Below are 16,786 nucleotides of genomic sequence, written 5' to 3'. Positions count from 1 at the left end.
TGATAAAACAATCAGATCAAATTATACCACTATCATCCAGTAAAATGAAGCAAGCCTTTATAGATCCGAAGCACGGTATCGTAATTCGAACTATAGATGATTACGGAGAACGTCACGAGCGTCTGCGTCACCAAACAGCGGAAGTAGAAGTATGCTTTAGATACCTTTTTCTTATTCACGGTTGTGAGTTTGAAGATATTCTCAATCGCGATAATGATGCCATGGTACAGCCCGTAAAGGAAGTACAACCACGTAAAGCCATGCCATAAGCCCATCAGCACCATGATCAGGATGGATAGGCTGGCTGTGAGCGCCGTGGAGGGAGTTTTACGTGAGAAGAACATGAAGATGTGATCACGGAAAAAATCGCCCAGCGTCGCATGCCAATTCCGCCAAAACTGCGTCATGGAAGGTGAGAAGAGAGGCTTTTTGAAGTTCTCTGGCATCGTATACCCCATTAATCGACCAAAGCCAATCGCCATATCGGAATAACCCGAGAAGTCGAAGTAGATGAGCGCATAGAACCAGACCAACAGAAATAATGATTGATGCGTATGAAGCTCCTGCTTCAATACGTGGTCGAACACACCAGTCATCCAGGTGACGACGACGATCTTTTTAAATAAGCCTAAAATAATACGCTTTATACTGTCTTCAAACAGCTTGGCATCTACCGTGTAGGGCTTCTTGCTGTCGGCCATGAAATCACGGAATTTCAGAATCGGTCCGGAAGTAAAAGTCGGAATGAACAACAGATAGTTGGCATAATCAATGGCCGGCACTTCGCCGTCTTTTCCAAAGAAATAAGCGAAATAGTACGAATCAATCACTTTGAGAACGTTGTAAATGAGTCCTAAATAAATGATGGCGTCGAACAATGGAGAACTGAAAACACCCATAACGAAAAAACGAACACCGAGAAAGACACCGACAATATTCGCGGCGATTCCGAAAATAAAGGTCGCTTTCCGCCATATCGTCGTCCGGCACAGATACACAAACCCGAAATAATTAATAATCGTAAAAGCAGCATAGAAAACGACCAGCTTCTTACTAAACAACAGGAGGAAGCACAGACTGAATATGATCATCAAAATACGCTTATTATCCGCCCACTTGCGGGTGAGCATCAGAACGGCAATCATGCCACTCATCGCGACCATCGCGTTCATGTGCATATAAAACATAGCTAAAGAACTCCTCGCTTGCTAGATCTTAGAACTTCTCGTAGATGAACAATCCCTTGCCGGTAAAATAAATGAAAACTAAGTAAAGCATCACGAGGTAGATGAGGATTTCGACGGTTTTCCTAAGGAATTTAACCATGTGTCAACCTCCTTCGTAAATAGCGGCGCGCCTTCTTCCCGGTTCAAGTGAACAAGGTCATGGAAATAACGCGGATCGTACGTGTGCATCAAATCGAGCGTGGGAACGTTCGCAGCCTTTAGCCGGGCGTTAACCGCATCCTTCAGTGAAGCAACATAAGGAGGATCAGCGTAGCCTTTGTTCCACGGCATCCAAATCACACGCAGCGCGAGCTTATGCTCGTCCGCATACTGGAGCACCCACTGTAGGGCATCCAGATTGCCTTGGAAATCCTTCAAGGTCATGGCGCCGAACCGTTTGTCGTAGTCGTCCCACTTGGTCTTCAGAGCAGCGTCGTCCTTGCGGCCTGGGTACAACTCCTTATCAATCCAGCGAGGCTCGAAGGCAAGGCTGCCTTTGCTTAAATTGCGAGCAAACTCGATACCCGAATCCCGGAAGTAATCGCGGTACGTATACACATATGGCTGGTACCAAGGCTTGAACCACTGATAGGTCGGATCCGTTTCGAGAGGGTCGAGCATTGTATGTACGTCGATCCCGATGACAAGCTCATCCTTCACCTGATAGAGGTTGTTCTTCAGTATGCCCTTCAGATCAGTCAGCTTCCCGTAGGAAAGGCCCATCTCGACCAAATGGCTATCCGACTTCTCTTCGATATAAGCACCCGTAACAGCCGAATTACCGAAGAAAACCGGACCCGTATGGGACCAGCTATGGTGGTAGAGCGTTTTGGTGAAGTCGTTTTTGTAAAAACGGCGTGAAGACGCCATCGGGTTCCACCAAGAGATAAGCAGGTCGGAGACGACGATGGCGAGCAATAGGCCGAGTGCAAAGCTATTTCTTTTGAGAAAAGCAGCGGTTGCTTTCAATAGAATCACTCATTATCTTCGTAGTGGTTAAAATGAAAACCCAAGGACTCGTTCGTATGACACGAGCACCCTGGGGTAATTGAAATAAGACTTACAAAGCCTTCTCTTGCCAAGCGTGGTACTGCTCACGGAACGTAGCAGGCCATTGCCCCTCATCGAGACCGTACTGTGCGAGGAACGCGAACGCCCAGCGCTCAATACCGAACCCTACGCAGCCCGTAACGGCGTTACGTTTGCCCATTTTAATATTAAAAGCATTCCCGAATGTGTTGCTATGGAAATTGACGGAAGAACATGCAATGGACTTCTTCACATGCGGAATGTTCAGGCGAAGCTCGTACTTCATCTCCTGGTTACGTTGGAAAGACGCTTTCACTTGGAAATCGTTCGTGAAGAACGGATCGTTCGCGATCTCCAGTAAGCTGTCTACTTGCCATTCAACGGCCAATTCTTTCAAATACTCGATGGATTTCAAGCGGTTCTCTTTCACGAATTCCGGCTTACCGACGAAAATAATTTCACGCATTGAGAAGTCGAGTAGACGACCGAAGTCGGAGTGGTTTTTGGACTCAAAACGGTGACATTTCGCAATCGCGGTCACGACAATGCCGTCGCCTTCCAGCGTTTCATTCTCGAGACCTTCATAGCAGTGGTAACAAGTAGAAGGGTTCATCATGAAGTTAGGCTTCACCATGTTGTTATCCAGCGCCAAAGGCTTCTCTTGGTCCCAACCACCAGCTTCGCGAATTGTTTGGGAGAATGCCTCAATGACATCGAGATCTTCACGCAGATGCGTCACGAAATGAATGTGCTCAGGGAACGAAGTGAAATGGTTCGTTTTGTTCAACGTATGGCTATTGATGACCGCAGGATATTGTTCCTCTTGGACACCTTCGAAACGTCTTGCAATTTTACTGACGAATGAGTAGTCAAGGAAACGCATCAAGCTGGAGAAAGGCTCACGGAAGATGAATAGGCCGGGCTCTAACACCTTAATCGCTTTACGCTCAGCGAGCTCAGCAATAATGTCGCCTTCATAAGGCGTGTCGACTTTATTTTCGAATAAAATATTCTCTTTAAATCCGAAATCACCGTGGGAGAAACGCTCAATTAGGCGCTCAACTCGTGCAGTAATCCCTTCATCACCGTTAGGTGAGTTGTGGGTGATGATGATGTCTCCATCAATTAAAAGGATTTCTTGAATGTGCTCATCAGCAAAGGCAGAGGCATATTTGACTTGACCGTGCTGGCTTTCAGCTAGGCCTGCCAATGAAATTTTAACTGTACTCATGAATCCGTTACCTCGCAGTCTTCTTGGAAATAAAATCGGCAATTTCACTCACCGTGTTCATTGGATAGAGCATCAAATCTTGGTTCGTTACTTGCAGGTTATACGTTTTCTCAATATGAGCGATGAGGGCAGTCGCCCCAACGGAATCGATAAACCCATAATCGAACAGATGAACGTCCACATCGAAATCGTCATCATCCTCGGCAATTTCGTAACGCTCGCGAATATGCTGCTCAAGCTCTTCTAATAAAGTAGACATGGGGAAAGCCTCCTGATTCAAAAATAAGTAGATGATTAAATGTGGATAGGGTTACTGCGCATTGGCGACAGGCCCGGTAAAAGTAAGTGTCGTCACATCCCCATATCGGGTCAGTGTGTAAGTTTGGGAAGCAGCGTCATGCAGAACGGTAACATCAGGTGACGACGCTAATTTGAGCTCAACTGGACTAAATAATTTAACTTGCTGTAGACCTGCGGATTCAAGCTTCAACTGATAGGTATTTCCTTTCTCCGTAAGGGTAAAAGGAACATTCGAACGGACAACATGGAACTGTTGTGACGATGGGCCCACGCGAATCTCAGCTTTCTTCGCTAATCCGAGATAAAACTTGTTCTCAATCGTCGTATAGATGTTTGAATTGCTTTGCAGGGAATATAGGGCGAGCTTATCCCCTTTTTCGATGGTGACGCCTAAGGTATCCGCGTATTCTTCAGCTAAAAGAGAAACATCAGATCTTTCAGGTGATAGCGTAGCGTGGAAGTGAGGACTGCCACCGCTGAGGCGATCCTTTAATCGATCCCACAGGTAGGAACCCCAGGATTGGCTGATCTTCACATCGCTTTGCATAGCGGTTAAGAACGATTTGGCCATCTGTGTTTCGGACATAAAGTTATAATCATGCTTCGTGCGAAGCTTGTCAAAGTAATCAGCAAATTCCGTTAAATTAGCAATTTTCTGAGGTTCAGGGAAATGGTATTCAATATGCTCGAAATAATCAATCGGCATATCCAGCTTTACCATGGTCTCGAAAACATCTGTGTTTGCATTGTCACCAGCCGGCCTAAGGACCGGTGTAGGTGCATGAATGAGCATCGTCGTATCGGTCTTTCCTTGCTCATCTTGTAAAAGGAAGGGAAGCGACCAGATCGATTCTGGACGAGCAAGCACAGGGGACTCGGAAGGTAAGAATCCGAAGTTGTACCACATGCCTTTTCCTTTCTCGGTAAGCAGGGTCTGATCGTGATCTTCATTATTAATGCGCCAGGTGTGCTGGTTCGTTCCAGGATGTAACCATGGAATACCAAGCTTATCGAAAGCCTGTTGATGCAGGTTGAACTCAATTCTCTCGTCATCAGCACTCTTAAAATTATGTACAAATGTGTGCGGATTTAATTGTAAATGCTGATCTTTCGCATACGCAATGAATTCGTTTAATTCCGCTTTATAAGGAAAGTGCGGGTCATCGATCGCTACTGGAGAGCCGAATTCGATACCACCCACGATGAGATCGTCATTGCCATCGTGATTGATGTCCAGCCATAAAGGCACGGAATAATGTCCAGCAACCAACGCGTTATTGCCGACTTGGTTTAAGGTTGTCCCTGTGAGGGGCCCCACATCAGTCCAAGCGCCAGCGGATTCTTGGATGAACACTTGGAGGTCCCCATCGCTGCTGCCGACCACGAGATCCGGTCGGCCGTCGCCGTTCATATCACGCACCGCTGGCGCGGCGTGCGTGGATCGGTTCGGCAGCGTGATGATCATGCTGCCTGGCGCGAGATCCAGAGCCGCTGCGCTGCGGCCCTGATACAGCCACACTCGTCCATCGGCTGCGCCTAGGACGAGGTCTAGCTTGCCGTCGCCGTTCACGTCGGCGACGGCTGGCGCTGCAGGCCCTCCGGGCAGCTGCAGCGCAGTTCCGTCCGCGAGCACGGCCGCGGGCTTGCCGAACCTGCCGCTAGCGAGCTGCGGCAAAAGCTGTATCGCGCCGGACTCGTCCGAGACGACGAGGTCCGTGCGGCCATCCCCGTTCACGTCGGCGGCGTGAACGGCACTGTAAGGGCTGAGCTGGAGCGGTGCGCCGCTCTCCAGCAAAACCTTCGCAGGCGCGCCGAACGTGTCGGGCAGAGCCATGCCCTTCGGCGGCGGCTCGCTGACGTAAGCCGCCTCATCCTTGCCCAGATTCGTGTAGACATACACGAATCCATCGCTGCTGCCGGCCAGCAAGTCCATGCGGCCGTCGCCGTTCAGATCCGCGGCGGCCGGGTAGGCGCGGTACGGCAGTTCAATCGTGCCTGCAAGATCGCGATAATCAGGGTACGTAGCTTGCCGTAACGGTATGCCGGCAGCCATCACGTGCAGTCCGCTCGCGTAGCCGGAGCCGGGCAGCTCGCCCACAAACGAAGGCTTCGCGTTCGTTCCTGTGTTGAGCTGCACCGTCACGCTCTCGCGCCATTCACCCCAGTAGAAGGCGTTGCGTACGAGCGTAAACGAGGGAACCTCGTTGTACTCCTTCAGCTTCTCCGCCCAGGCTATGCCGTCTTTTTGCCCGATCGCCGGCATCGCCTCGAAATGGTTCTGAAACGCCATAGCCGGCCTGCCATATGGCCCCAGGCTCTTCTTTATACTGTACCCGAGCGTTTCCTTAGCGACATAAGCTAGCAGCTCACTGCGATACTGCATATTAGCCGCCGCCCAAGCGAAGTTAAAATACGGCTCAATCGGCAGCGCTCTTTTATTGAAGTAAGCCGTTCCCGGTGTTGGCTTGCTTGATGATTGGTATTTCTCTGCCAGTTGGGCAAAACCTAATTTCGGATCGAACCCGCTCTTCATATCAAAGCCTGTAGGGAAGTACCGGTTCGGCAAGAAGTTACTGCTGATGAGCACGGCACCTTTGCCCACACGATTGTGCAAGACAAGGGAGACAGACTGCTTCGATTCCAATGGGTTAGCCATAGTGACAACAGTTTGTCCTGTTGAAGGGTTGAAGCCATAACCAAGATTAAACCCAGGCATATCATCCATCGAGTTATGTTTGAGATAACTGGTTGTAAATAATTGAAACGATTGTTGAATGCCCTGTAAATTAACAGGCACTTGTGGGTAGCTGAGAGACAGCGAATCGCCGCTCAGAGGCACTTTTCTCAAATCAACGATCCCAGCTGCACCCAGAAAGTCTAGCGGAAACCGATTCGCAAACTCATTTTCTAACAATAAATGTCCGCCCTGCTTCACGAAAGCTATTAGTTTATCCGCTTGTTTGGACCATGCAGCATCTTGGGCTAGCCCTGGATCCAAATACAGTGCGTCGTACTTGCGAAGCTGACGGGTTGAGATTGCAAGCAAACTAGTTCTATCAATTTGAACACCTGCTTGCAAGGTTTGTTCGAAATTACTATAGGCGGCGGTATCATAAGAATCCCCGCTCGTTGCGTATAGAAGCTTAGTTTCCTCGACTTTTGGCAAAAATAGAAGGATTAGCACGATGACTAAGAGGCCAAGGCTTAACCCGATCAGAAGTTGGGTTACACGAATTTTCGACAAATTCAAAAGGATCCCTCGATTGCTAGAATGGTCACTATCCTTGCCATTATAGCATTCATGGGTACGTTTGTTAACTTCTAAAGGTGGCGCCTATTGCCGTATTGTCGGATATTGGCTTTAGGCGTAGTTATCCCCTGCCCTAGATTCCTACCTATCGTTTCTGTTACACTAAAGAGAAGAGTTTGAGGATTACCGAGGATTGATATTGAAAGGATTTGCTGCCATGCGTACGATACGCAGAGAAGATGTAGAATTATTGGCCCCCGCGGGGGATTGGGATTGTTTGCGAGCGGCTGTAGCCAATGGGGCAGATGCCGTGTTTTTTGGTGTGGAGAAATTCAATGCGAGAGCGAGAGCGCATAACTTTACGATGGCCGAGCTGCCGGATATTATGTCGTTCCTTCATCTATATGGTGTTCAGGGCTTCTTGACGTTTAACATTCTGGTGTTTGAGGAAGAGTTGAACGATGCCAAACAATTAATTGAAGCGTGTGTCGATGCGGGCGTAGACGCGGTAATTGTTCAGGATCTGGGCTTGGTTAAAATGATTCGTGAAATCTCACCCGATTTCCCGATTCACGGTTCAACGCAGATGACGATTACATCGCCGGAAGCTGTTGAATTTACGAAACCGTTCGATATCGAACGTGTCGTTCTTGGTCGTGAGAATAACCTGAAACAAATTAAACAAATCGGCGATCAAGCGAAGCTTCCGATGGAAGTATTCGTACATGGTGCTCTTTGTGTGTCCTATTCGGGACAATGCTTGACCTCCGAAATGTGGGGAGGGCGTTCCGCTAACCGTGGTGAGTGCGCGCAGGCTTGTCGTTTACCTTATGATCTGATGGTCGATGGCGAGCAAAAACCGATGGGAGACGTCACATATTTGCTCTCGCCAAAGGACTTGGCGGCGATTGAAATCGTGCCCGAGCTAATTGAAGCAGGTGTTCGTTCCTTTAAAATTGAAGGGCGTCTGAAGACCCCTGAATATGTAGCCAATGTTGTGAGCAAATATCGCAAAGCGATTGATCGTTATTTCGATGGGCTGGACGCTCGTCCGTCCAAAGAGGAAGTGCGTGAGCTTCAGCAAAGCTTCTCACGTGGTTTTACAGTTGGGTTCCTGCAAGGAACCAACAACAAGCAGTTGGTTGACGGCACGTTTCCGAAGAGCCGTGGGGTTTTCGTGGGCCGTATTAAGCAGATTCTGCGCGATGCGGTGATCTGTGAGCTGGAAGCGCCGCTGAAACGCGGCGATGGGCTAGTTTTCGACGCGGGGGATCCGACGAAGAAGGAAGAGGGCGGCCGCATTTACGATTTGCGCCGCAAAGGAGAGAAACTCGAAGGCGAAGCCGAGGGTGGATTGATCGAAATCGTTATGGGACGCAACGATGTAGAGCTTGGCCGTTTGCATGTTGGCGACCGCATCTGGAAGACGAACGATCCTGCGCTGGACAAACGTCTGCGCCAGACATTTGAGACGGATAAGCCTTACCGTACATTCCCAGTAAGTGTGAAAGTAACCGGCGTACTTGGCGAGACGCTCAAGAGCTGGTGGACGGATGTGAAAGGCGGTCACACCGTCTTCGTACAGTCCGAGCTTCCGCTAGTTCAAGCGGAAAAAAGACCAATGGACGAACAGCTCTTCACCGAGCAGTTCGGTCGTCTTGGCGGCACGATTTATGAGCTTGCCGAGCTGGATGTCCAGCTGGACGGCGCGCTGATCGTGCCGATGCGTGAGCTGAACAGCATGCGCCGCATGGCTGTCGAGCTGATGGAAGACGAGCGGCAGAAGCCGCGCGCGTACATCAAGCGCGAGGTCGGCGTGTACGACGACGTGCCTGCTTCAGTAACCGAGCATCACGCGGCTGTTACCGCTGTGAATGCACCTGCTTTATCCCTCGCGGATCGCAGTGCCGTCGAGTTGACTGCACTTTGCCGTAACCTGGATCAGGTGAAGGCTGTGTTGGCAACGACTGACGTTGGCTTGATTTACGCTGATTTTGAATTTATTAAGCAGTTCCCTGCCGCTGTTGAAGCCGTTCATGCCGCTGGGCGAAAGATCGCGCTAGTGACACCACGGATTCATATGCCAGGGGAAACGGGCTATTTTAACAATATACTCAAGCTTAAGCCAGATGCGGTTCTGATTCGTAATACGGGTGCAGCCTACTATTTCTTGAAGCATCGCTTTGAGAATCCAGATGCACCACAACCGGAGCTGATTGGTGACTTCTCCTTGAATGTGGCCAACCATAAAGCCGCAGATTTGTTCTTGGCTGCCGGGCTCTCGAAGGTTACGCCTTCGTATGACTTGAACATTCAGCAGATGGTTGACTTGCTTCGCCGCGCGGAAACATCCAAGCTCGAAGTCGTCATTCATCAACACATGCCGATGTTCCACACGGAGCACTGCGTGTACTGTACGTTCCTGAGTGAAGGAACTGACTTTACGAACTGTGGCCGTCCATGTGAGGAGAAACGTGTGTCCTTGCAGGACCGCGTGGGCATGTCTCATCCTGTTCGTGTAGATGAAGGATGCCGGAATACCGTTTACAACGCGATAGATCAGTCTGGTGCGGAGTATTTGAATCACTTTATGGATCTGGGTATTCGCTCTTTCCGTGTGGAATTCTTGGAAGAGACACCGGAGAAAGTAACGGAAATTCTTGATTTGTATCGCAAAGCAATCGATGGCCAAATCAGCGGGACGCAAGTATGGCGTTCACTGAAGGCAACGAACCAGTTGGGTGTAACGAAGGGTACTTTGGTGAAATAAATAACAGCGCCTAGTGCGCTTAGCCGCCTCACGACGATTAGTGTCGGGGGGCGGTTTTTTGTCTTGTCGGTCCAAATCACTGCAAAAAAGCACTCAGAAGACGTAGAGGCGCTAGGGGCTGACCTACTTAGAAAACTCCTTTAATCTGTTGGGTACAATCTAAACTTCCTAGGGTATGAAACGATGGAGGCAGACGATATAATAACTCGCGAAAGCGCTTTATTTCGAAAACCATACATAATCAGGGTGGTGCAGCATGTCTACACATAAGCAAGAAACAGATCTTTGTTGGCTTCGATACTCGCTAATTGACGAGGCCTCTTTAATAGAAACCTACCGAACGTGGTGTCAGGAAATAGTCACCTATACGATATCTGAAGTCTTTCAGACGGCTGCGCACGAGCTCCATGGAGGAATTTCAGCGTTGCTTGGTGTCGCACCTGTACATTCAGAGAAACCTACGAAATCACATGCGATTCTCCTAGGTGTTAAAGATCAGACGACGGCGCTGGACCATCTCTTAGATACCGAGCGCGTGGCAAGCATACAGGAAGACGGTTACCTGATTCAATCAGTAAAAGCTTCAGAGGGTAACTACCTAGTCCTCATAGGGGGCTCCGATAAAGGTGTGCTATATGCGGTGTTCGAATTGCTTCGTAGACTTCAGTGCGGAGAATCCCTTGGGCAGCTCAGTATTTCCCAGAATCCGAGCAATATGCTGCGGATGATGAATCAGTGGGATAACATGGACGGCAGCATTGAACGTGGCTATGCGGGGCGCTCCATTTTCTTCGAGGATAATGCCATCATCAAGGATCACACGCTTATTCGTGAGTACGCTCGCTTGCTTGCATCTGTAGGCCTTAATACGATCTCGATCAATAACGTGAACGTACATCGTCAAGAAACGATGTTGATCACAGAGGCTTTTCTCCCTGAAGTCGCACAGATTGCTGCGGTGTTCCGTTCGTATGGCATCACGTTATTTCTCAGTGTGAACTACGCGAGTACGATGGAGATTGGCGGATTGACGACGGCTGATCCATTGGATAACGATGTCATTCTCTGGTGGGAAGAGAAAGCGGCCGAAATCTATCAACACATTCCTGATTTCGGCGGTTTCCTGGTGAAGGCGGACTCCGAATTCCGCCCAGGGCCATTCACCTACGGCCGCGACCATGCCGATGGTGCCAATATGCTGGCGAACGCACTTTGGCCACATGGCGGTCTGGTCATTTGGCGGTGCTTCGTGTACAACTGCCTGCAGGATTGGCGCGACCGTTCCACGGATCGAGCGCGAGCTGCTTATGATCATTTCACGCCGTTGGACGGGAAATTTAAGGATAATGTCATTTTGCAAATTAAAAATGGTCCAATGGACTTTCAAGTACGTGAGCCAGTATCTCCGTTGCTCGGAGGCCTGCGCAGCACGAACCAAATACTGGAGCTGCAAGTCACGCAGGAGTACACGGGGCAGCAGAAGCACGTTTGTTTCTTAGTACCTCAATGGAAAGAAGTCATTGACTTCGATACCTATGCGCAAGGTGAAGGGTCAACAACGGCCGACATTGCTAGCGGTGCTTTATTTGGTCGAGCTCATGGCGGTTTCGCAGCGGTGTCCAATATCGGTGATGATTGGAATTGGACGGGTCACGTGCTAGCACAAGCGAATCTCTATGGATACGGCCGTTTGGCATGGAATCCTAATCTTACTGCGGAAGCTATTGCAGAGGAATGGATCAAGATGACATTCAGCCGGCGGCCAGAGGTGGTTGCAACGCTTTCGGACATGATGCTCCGTTCGTGGAGCATTTACGAGAAATATACAGCGCCGCTTGGCGTAGGCTGGATGGTGAATCCAGGTCACCACTATGGACCTAATGTGGACGGCTATGAGTACGCCAAGTGGGGGACCTACCATTTTGCGGATTGTCACGGCATTGGCGTCGATCGCACCGTGAAATCGGGAACAGGCTACACGGCGCAGTATCATGAGCCGCAGGCAACCCGGTACGAATCGTTGGCAGAATGTCCGGATGAGCTCTTGTTATTTTTCCATCACGTGCCGTATACGCATAGGTTGAAATCTGGCAAAACAGTCATCCAACACGTGTACGACACTCACTTTGAAGGCGTCGATGAGGCAGCTGGTTTAGTTACTGCATGGACATCACTGCAAGATTACATCGATGAAAGACGCTACGCCCAAGTGCTGCAGCGTCTCCAGAATCAGGCTGAGCATGCGAAGGAATGGCGCGATGTGATCAACACGTATTTTTCCAGGAAATCGGGGATTTTGGATGAGCTGGGACGTACGATTTACTAACTCACAGGAACTGAAGGAGGTCAACCAACATGACGAAAGAAAGCCAAATCGGAATAGCTTCCTTATATCAGAAGTTTGAGCACTACTTCGATATTGGTGCAGCAGTGAATACGAGAACCATTGTAACGCAAGCCGACCTCATCGAACGGCATTATAATAGTGTAACAGCAGAGAATGCAATGAAGTTTGCTGAGATTCATCCCGATCCGGACCGCTATACGTTTGGGGCGGCAGATGCGATCGTTGATTTTGCAACCAATCAGGGGAAAAAGGTAAGAGGTCATACGTTAGTTTGGCACAACCAAACGCCAGATTGGGTGTTCGAGGGACCTGCAGGAGCAGAAGCAACACGGGAAGAACTATTGACTCGGATGCAGCAGCATATTGAAACAGTGATGAAGCGTTACCGCGGCCAAATTTACGCATGGGATGTTGTCAATGAAGCGATTGAGGACACCACAGAAATCACACTGCGTAAATCCAAGTGGCTCGACATCATAGGTGAGGACTATATCGCTAATGCCTTTCATTTCGCCCATCAAGCAGATCCTAGTGCACTCCTATTCTACAATGATTACAATGAAACCAACCCTGTGAAGCGGGATAAAATTGCTGCGCTGGTATCGTCCTTGCAAAATCAAGGCGTACCGATTCATGGTATCGGAATGCAGGGACATTGGAATCTTCAAGGTCCTTCCATCGAGGAAATTCGCGCTGCCATTGAGCTCTATGCTTCTCTTGGCGTGCAGCTTCAAATAACAGAGCTAGATCTGTCGGTATTTGAATTCACGGACAGACGAACCGATCTCACAGAGCCGACCTCTGAGATGCTAGAGCTGCAAGCGCAGCGATATGAGCAGATTTTTGAGCTATTTCAAGCGTACCGAAGCAGCATTACGGCCGTTACATTCTGGGGAGCAGCGGATGATTATACATGGTTGGATGATTTCCCAGTGAAGGGGAGGAAGAATTGGCCATTCCTCTTTGATCGTCATCATGCACCGAAGAAAGCTTTTCATCGCGTAATGAAGTGATTATGAAAATAGACCTTTACACCCATAGTTGTCAGATCATGACAGACTGGGATACAATAGACAACATCTAGATTACTCGTATAGATACCCTGCGAGTCCGGCTATGTACCGGACTCGCTTTTCCATTTTAGTTACCAAGGGAGTGAAGGTCATGAAGCTGCAAGTGATGTTAGTTGATGATGAGCAATATGTCAGGAAAGGTTTGCTAGGCTTAATTGACTGGGATTCCTTGGGGTACTGTGTCAGCCATGAAGCGGATAATGGAAAAGATGCGCTGCGCATCATTACCTCCAGGCAATCTGACATTGATGTTGTCATTACGGATATTCGAATGCCAGTGATGGATGGCTTAAAACTAATAGAAGAAGTGAAGCTCCATAATTTAAGTACTTGCAAGTTTATAATTTTAAGCGGTTACAATGACTTCTCGTATGCGCAATCCGCCATTCGTTATGGCGTGAGCGACTATATTTTGAAGCCCATCGAGGAAGAGGATTTGGAAGAGACGCTGCGGAAGTTAGCGCTTGAAATTAAAGAAGTGCGCTTGCAGAAAGCGATAAGCGGCCGACTCACATTAAGAGGCTTGTTCGAACAACTAAGTAGAGGCGAACAAGCGGCCAAAGCAGTGACGGAGCTTGACGAACGAGTTCGCCTGTCCAAAGGAAGCGTACTGCGGTATGGCATTGTTGAAATGAACCGAGGCCTCTCCGAAGAAGGAGATGCGACGGATTACCTCATCAAGGACGATGTCAGCGTTGTCGCCCAGGCCTTGCAAACATTAGTCGATGTACCTAGCGACTTTGTTGTTCAGCTGCGCAATCATCAGTGCGCTTTTCTCATTTGCTCTGATGCGTTGAAGCTGTATGGCGGCAGCTATGAGCAATTTGGCGCTGCGCTGCAGAACCTGTTGGCTAAGCGGCTGCAAGCGGGAGTCACCCTTTATTTTGGTGCGAGTGTGAAAGATATGAAAATGCTCAGTACGTCGATTCAGACAGCTAACGAGCTGCTGCAATACAAGTATGTGAAGGGGATGAAGGATGTCCTCTTCTACGAGACGGCTTCTAAGACGAAGCTAAGCTATGCAGAGCCGGATGTCAGCCTGTTTCATCGCATTCAGGAAGCCGTTGAGGAGCAAGAAACCGAGAAGATCAAGACAACGATCGCGACGCTGTTTGCTGAAATTGAAACGAAATCCCTAGCCAAAGACGCGATTCGTACGATTATTAATCGCTATGTGCACCGAATCGTGGGAACACTGCAGGGAATGCAAGGACCAACGGATTTACTCGTTAATCTAAAGCCCATGCTAAGCTGGGATGCACAACCGCTTTCTTTTGGCCAACTGCAGCACTTATTTATTTCGTTTATGATCGAGAGCTCTCGTATGATGGAACAATTGCGGGGAGAGCAGACCAAGGGAAGCATCCACAAGATTAAGAGCTACATTGAGCATCATTACCAAGAGAACATCAATCTCAAGAGCATTGCTGCGGAGTTCTATATGAATCCGGTGTATGTCGGGCAACTGTTCAAGAAAACATACGGCCAGTATTTCAATGAATTTCTGCTGTCTATCCGCATTGGCGAAGCCAAGAAGCTGTTACGTCAGACGGACTTGCGGATCTATGAAATTGCCGAGAAGGTAGGCTTTAACAACGCGGATTATTTTGTTGCGCAATTTGAGAAAATGGAGGATATGCCTCCATCCGAATATCGCAAAAAACTACTGACCAAACAAGGCGGACATACCCATGAAAATGCGACGATTCCAACTAAATAATGTGCGTTTGCGCAATAAATTGTTGATGCTTTACTTTCTAAGTGTGTTTATTCCGATATTATTGACCAATGTAATTTTCTATCAAGTGACTACGCATAATGTTCAACGTCAGAAAACGGAAGATATCTCTTTGAATTTAGATAAATTGAAAGATGAATTTCGTGCTAAGATCGACAATGCGGTTGGGATTTCATCCGTCTTTTATACAGACGGTCTCTTAAATGAAGCCCTGGAGCAAACATACGCGGAAACCATCGATTATGTGCGCATGTATAACTCGCAGTTGGCGACCAACATTAATAAGTACAATTTGGTATACAGCGAAATTAAAGGCATTCAGATGTACACCAACAATCCAACGATTATCGACTCAGGCGGCTTACACCCGCTAACGGATATTATTCGGGAAACGGAATGGTATCGTAATCTGCAGAAGGTGCATGCGGAAGGACAACCCTATCCCCTCGTTATGCGAAGCGATGACAATGAGAGCTCGTATAGCGGACTTAGTATTATCCGTCAAATGAACAATTTCGTGAATGCAAATACCTATAGTAAAATACTCAAAATTGAGATGAGCCCAGATGCCATCGAGGTGATGTTTAGCAATCAAGCGCTGCAAGGAAATCTGTATTTGCTGAACGCCGAAGGGGATATTCAATATACGACAGACACGAAGCTGGATTGGATTCGGGGTAAAACGAATTTCCGCAGCGTGGCGATCCCTAAGGATGCCATTCAATTGGAACGCGATTATACCACCAACTATTTAAAGGATTGGCGTATCGTGCTCGTTTCCGATGGGCATGTCCTAGATGCGGTGCGTAAATCCAAGCAATTCGTCGTTTATCTAGCACTAGTTAACCTACTGCTGCCGACACTTGTGATTGTATGGATATCCTCCTCCTTGCATACACGACTAGTTCGTATTCTTATTCATATGAAAAAGGTGAAAAACCAGCATTTCGATCTTATTGATGAGCCGGAAACGAAGGATGAAATCGGCCAACTGGTGCGGGAATTCAACCGTATGACCGTGCAAATTAAGAGCCTCATTGATGATGTGTACATCGCGGATATTCAGAAGAAAGACCTGGAGCTGAAACAGAGGCAATCGCAGCTGCACGCTTTGCAGAGCCAGATTAACCCTCACTTTCTCTTTAATGCGTTGGAAACGATTCGTATGCGCAGCTTGATCAAGCAAGAAAATGAAACGGCTAAAATTATTAAAAATATGGCCAAAATGTTTCGCCGTTCACTGGAATGGGGCGGGGAGTGGGTCACGTTCCGTGATGAGCTAGATTTGATTCTATGCTTCCTAGAAATTCAGAAATACCGTTTCGGTGATAAGCTGAGCTACCGCTTCGAGGTGGATGAGTCTGTCTATAGCTGTAAAATCCCCAAAATGACCTTGTTGCCCTTCATTGAGAACGCTAGTCTTCACGGGATTGAGCCTTTGCAAGGCCACGGCACCATTGAATTGAAAGCGACTAGAAGTGGGAATCAGGTGAATTTTACGATTGCGGATACCGGCATTGGGATGCCGAAAGAGAAAGTTGATCTACTGAACGCTTATATGGGTAACGGCGAAGATGTAAGTGGACACGTCGGGATGAAGAATGCTTTTATGCGACTGAAATTATATTATGGCAATGCCATTGATGTACAGATTAGCAGTGAGGATGGCGTCGGAACCATTGTGAAGATTACGACCCCCGTCCAAGTGAATGGGAATGAAGGATCACCTAAGCTTTACTAAGAAGATACTAAACTTTACAGGGTAATCAAGCTGAGAGCGGTTTTATATAATGAAAGTGCTTACAAGATAGTGTTGAGAGGG

The 16,786-nt window shown here is 48.3% G+C and carries 10 protein-coding genes; 5 read left to right on the top strand and 5 right to left on the bottom strand.

Annotated features, from left to right (window positions below; translation table 11 throughout):
- Positions 1 to 32: 32 nt before the first annotated feature.
- From ASL11_RS06690 to ASL11_RS06670, 5 genes are all read right to left on the bottom strand, one after another.
- On the bottom strand, positions 33 to 1,187 hold the full coding sequence (locus ASL11_RS06690; protein WP_056611432.1) for an MBOAT family O-acyltransferase: 1,155 nt from the start codon (positions 1,185 to 1,187) through the stop codon (positions 33 to 35).
- Positions 1,188 to 1,277: 90 nt separating this feature from the next.
- Positions 1,278 to 2,195 (bottom strand): hypothetical protein, encoded by a 918-nt coding sequence (locus ASL11_RS06685; RefSeq protein ID WP_056611429.1) that lies wholly within the window; start codon positions 2,193 to 2,195, stop codon positions 1,278 to 1,280.
- 91 nt (positions 2,196 to 2,286) lie between these two features.
- Complete coding sequence (locus ASL11_RS06680; protein WP_056611426.1) at positions 2,287 to 3,486, bottom strand: hypothetical protein; 1,200 nt, start codon at positions 3,484 to 3,486, stop codon at positions 2,287 to 2,289.
- Between the two features lie 7 nt (positions 3,487 to 3,493).
- Positions 3,494 to 3,745 (bottom strand): acyl carrier protein, encoded by a 252-nt coding sequence (locus ASL11_RS06675; protein WP_056611423.1) that lies wholly within the window; start codon positions 3,743 to 3,745, stop codon positions 3,494 to 3,496.
- A gap of 51 nt (positions 3,746 to 3,796) precedes the next feature.
- Positions 3,797 to 7,036 carry an FG-GAP repeat domain-containing protein gene (locus ASL11_RS06670; RefSeq protein ID WP_157256837.1) on the bottom strand — a complete coding sequence of 1,080 codons (3,240 nt, stop codon included), beginning with the start codon at positions 7,034 to 7,036 and terminating at the stop codon, positions 3,797 to 3,799.
- A gap of 217 nt (positions 7,037 to 7,253) precedes the next feature.
- Here ASL11_RS06670 and ASL11_RS06665 point away from each other — a divergent pair, with 217 nt between their 5' ends.
- The 5 genes from ASL11_RS06665 to ASL11_RS06645 all read left to right on the top strand — a co-directional run bounded on the left by ASL11_RS06665 (position 7,254) and on the right by ASL11_RS06645 (position 16,705).
- Complete coding sequence (locus tag ASL11_RS06665) at positions 7,254 to 9,806, top strand: DUF3656 domain-containing U32 family peptidase (protein ID WP_056611801.1); 2,553 nt, start codon at positions 7,254 to 7,256, stop codon at positions 9,804 to 9,806.
- Positions 9,807 to 10,062: 256 nt separating this feature from the next.
- Positions 10,063 to 12,132 carry an alpha-glucuronidase family glycosyl hydrolase gene (locus tag ASL11_RS06660; RefSeq protein ID WP_056611418.1) on the top strand — a complete coding sequence of 690 codons (2,070 nt, stop codon included), beginning with the start codon at positions 10,063 to 10,065 and terminating at the stop codon, positions 12,130 to 12,132.
- Positions 12,133 to 12,161: 29 nt separating this feature from the next.
- A complete protein-coding gene (locus ASL11_RS06655) occupies positions 12,162 to 13,166 on the top strand; it encodes an endo-1,4-beta-xylanase (protein WP_056611415.1) in 1,005 nt (334 codons plus the stop codon).
- A 151-nt stretch (positions 13,167 to 13,317) separates the two neighbouring features.
- Positions 13,318 to 14,946 carry a response regulator transcription factor gene (locus tag ASL11_RS06650; RefSeq protein WP_056611412.1) on the top strand — a complete coding sequence of 543 codons (1,629 nt, stop codon included), beginning with the start codon at positions 13,318 to 13,320 and terminating at the stop codon, positions 14,944 to 14,946.
- Positions 14,918 to 16,705, top strand: a complete 1,788-nt coding sequence (locus tag ASL11_RS06645; RefSeq protein WP_056611408.1) for a sensor histidine kinase — start codon at positions 14,918 to 14,920, stop codon at positions 16,703 to 16,705. The genes ASL11_RS06650 and ASL11_RS06645 overlap by 29 nt, the downstream gene beginning before the upstream one ends.
- Positions 16,706 to 16,786: the final 81 nt, after the last annotated feature.

Source organism: Paenibacillus sp. Soil750, from assembly GCF_001428045.1.
Lineage (GTDB): Bacteria > Bacillota > Bacilli > Paenibacillales > NBRC-103111 > Paenibacillus_E > Paenibacillus_E allorhizoplanae.
Note: the sequence above shows the minus strand (reverse complement) of the source record. Positions and strands in the feature narration are given on the sequence as shown.

Bases quoted from the DNA above. Each gene is read 5' to 3' on its own strand.
- ASL11_RS06645 (WP_056611408.1), top strand. From the start codon at position 14,918: ATGAAAATGCGACGATTCCAACTAAATAATGTGCGTTTGCGCAATAAA.
- ASL11_RS06680 (WP_056611426.1), bottom strand. From the start codon at position 3,486: ATGAGTACAGTTAAAATTTCATTGGCAGGCCTAGCTGAAAGCCAGCAC.
- ASL11_RS06650 (WP_056611412.1), top strand. From the start codon at position 13,318: ATGAAGCTGCAAGTGATGTTAGTTGATGATGAGCAATATGTCAGGAAA.
- ASL11_RS06690 (WP_056611432.1), bottom strand. From the start codon at position 1,187: ATGTTTTATATGCACATGAACGCGATGGTCGCGATGAGTGGCATGATT.
- ASL11_RS06665 (WP_056611801.1), top strand. From the start codon at position 7,254: ATGCGTACGATACGCAGAGAAGATGTAGAATTATTGGCCCCCGCGGGG.
- ASL11_RS06660 (WP_056611418.1), top strand. From the start codon at position 10,063: ATGTCTACACATAAGCAAGAAACAGATCTTTGTTGGCTTCGATACTCG.
- ASL11_RS06655 (WP_056611415.1), top strand. From the start codon at position 12,162: ATGACGAAAGAAAGCCAAATCGGAATAGCTTCCTTATATCAGAAGTTT.
- ASL11_RS06675 (WP_056611423.1), bottom strand. From the start codon at position 3,745: ATGTCTACTTTATTAGAAGAGCTTGAGCAGCATATTCGCGAGCGTTAC.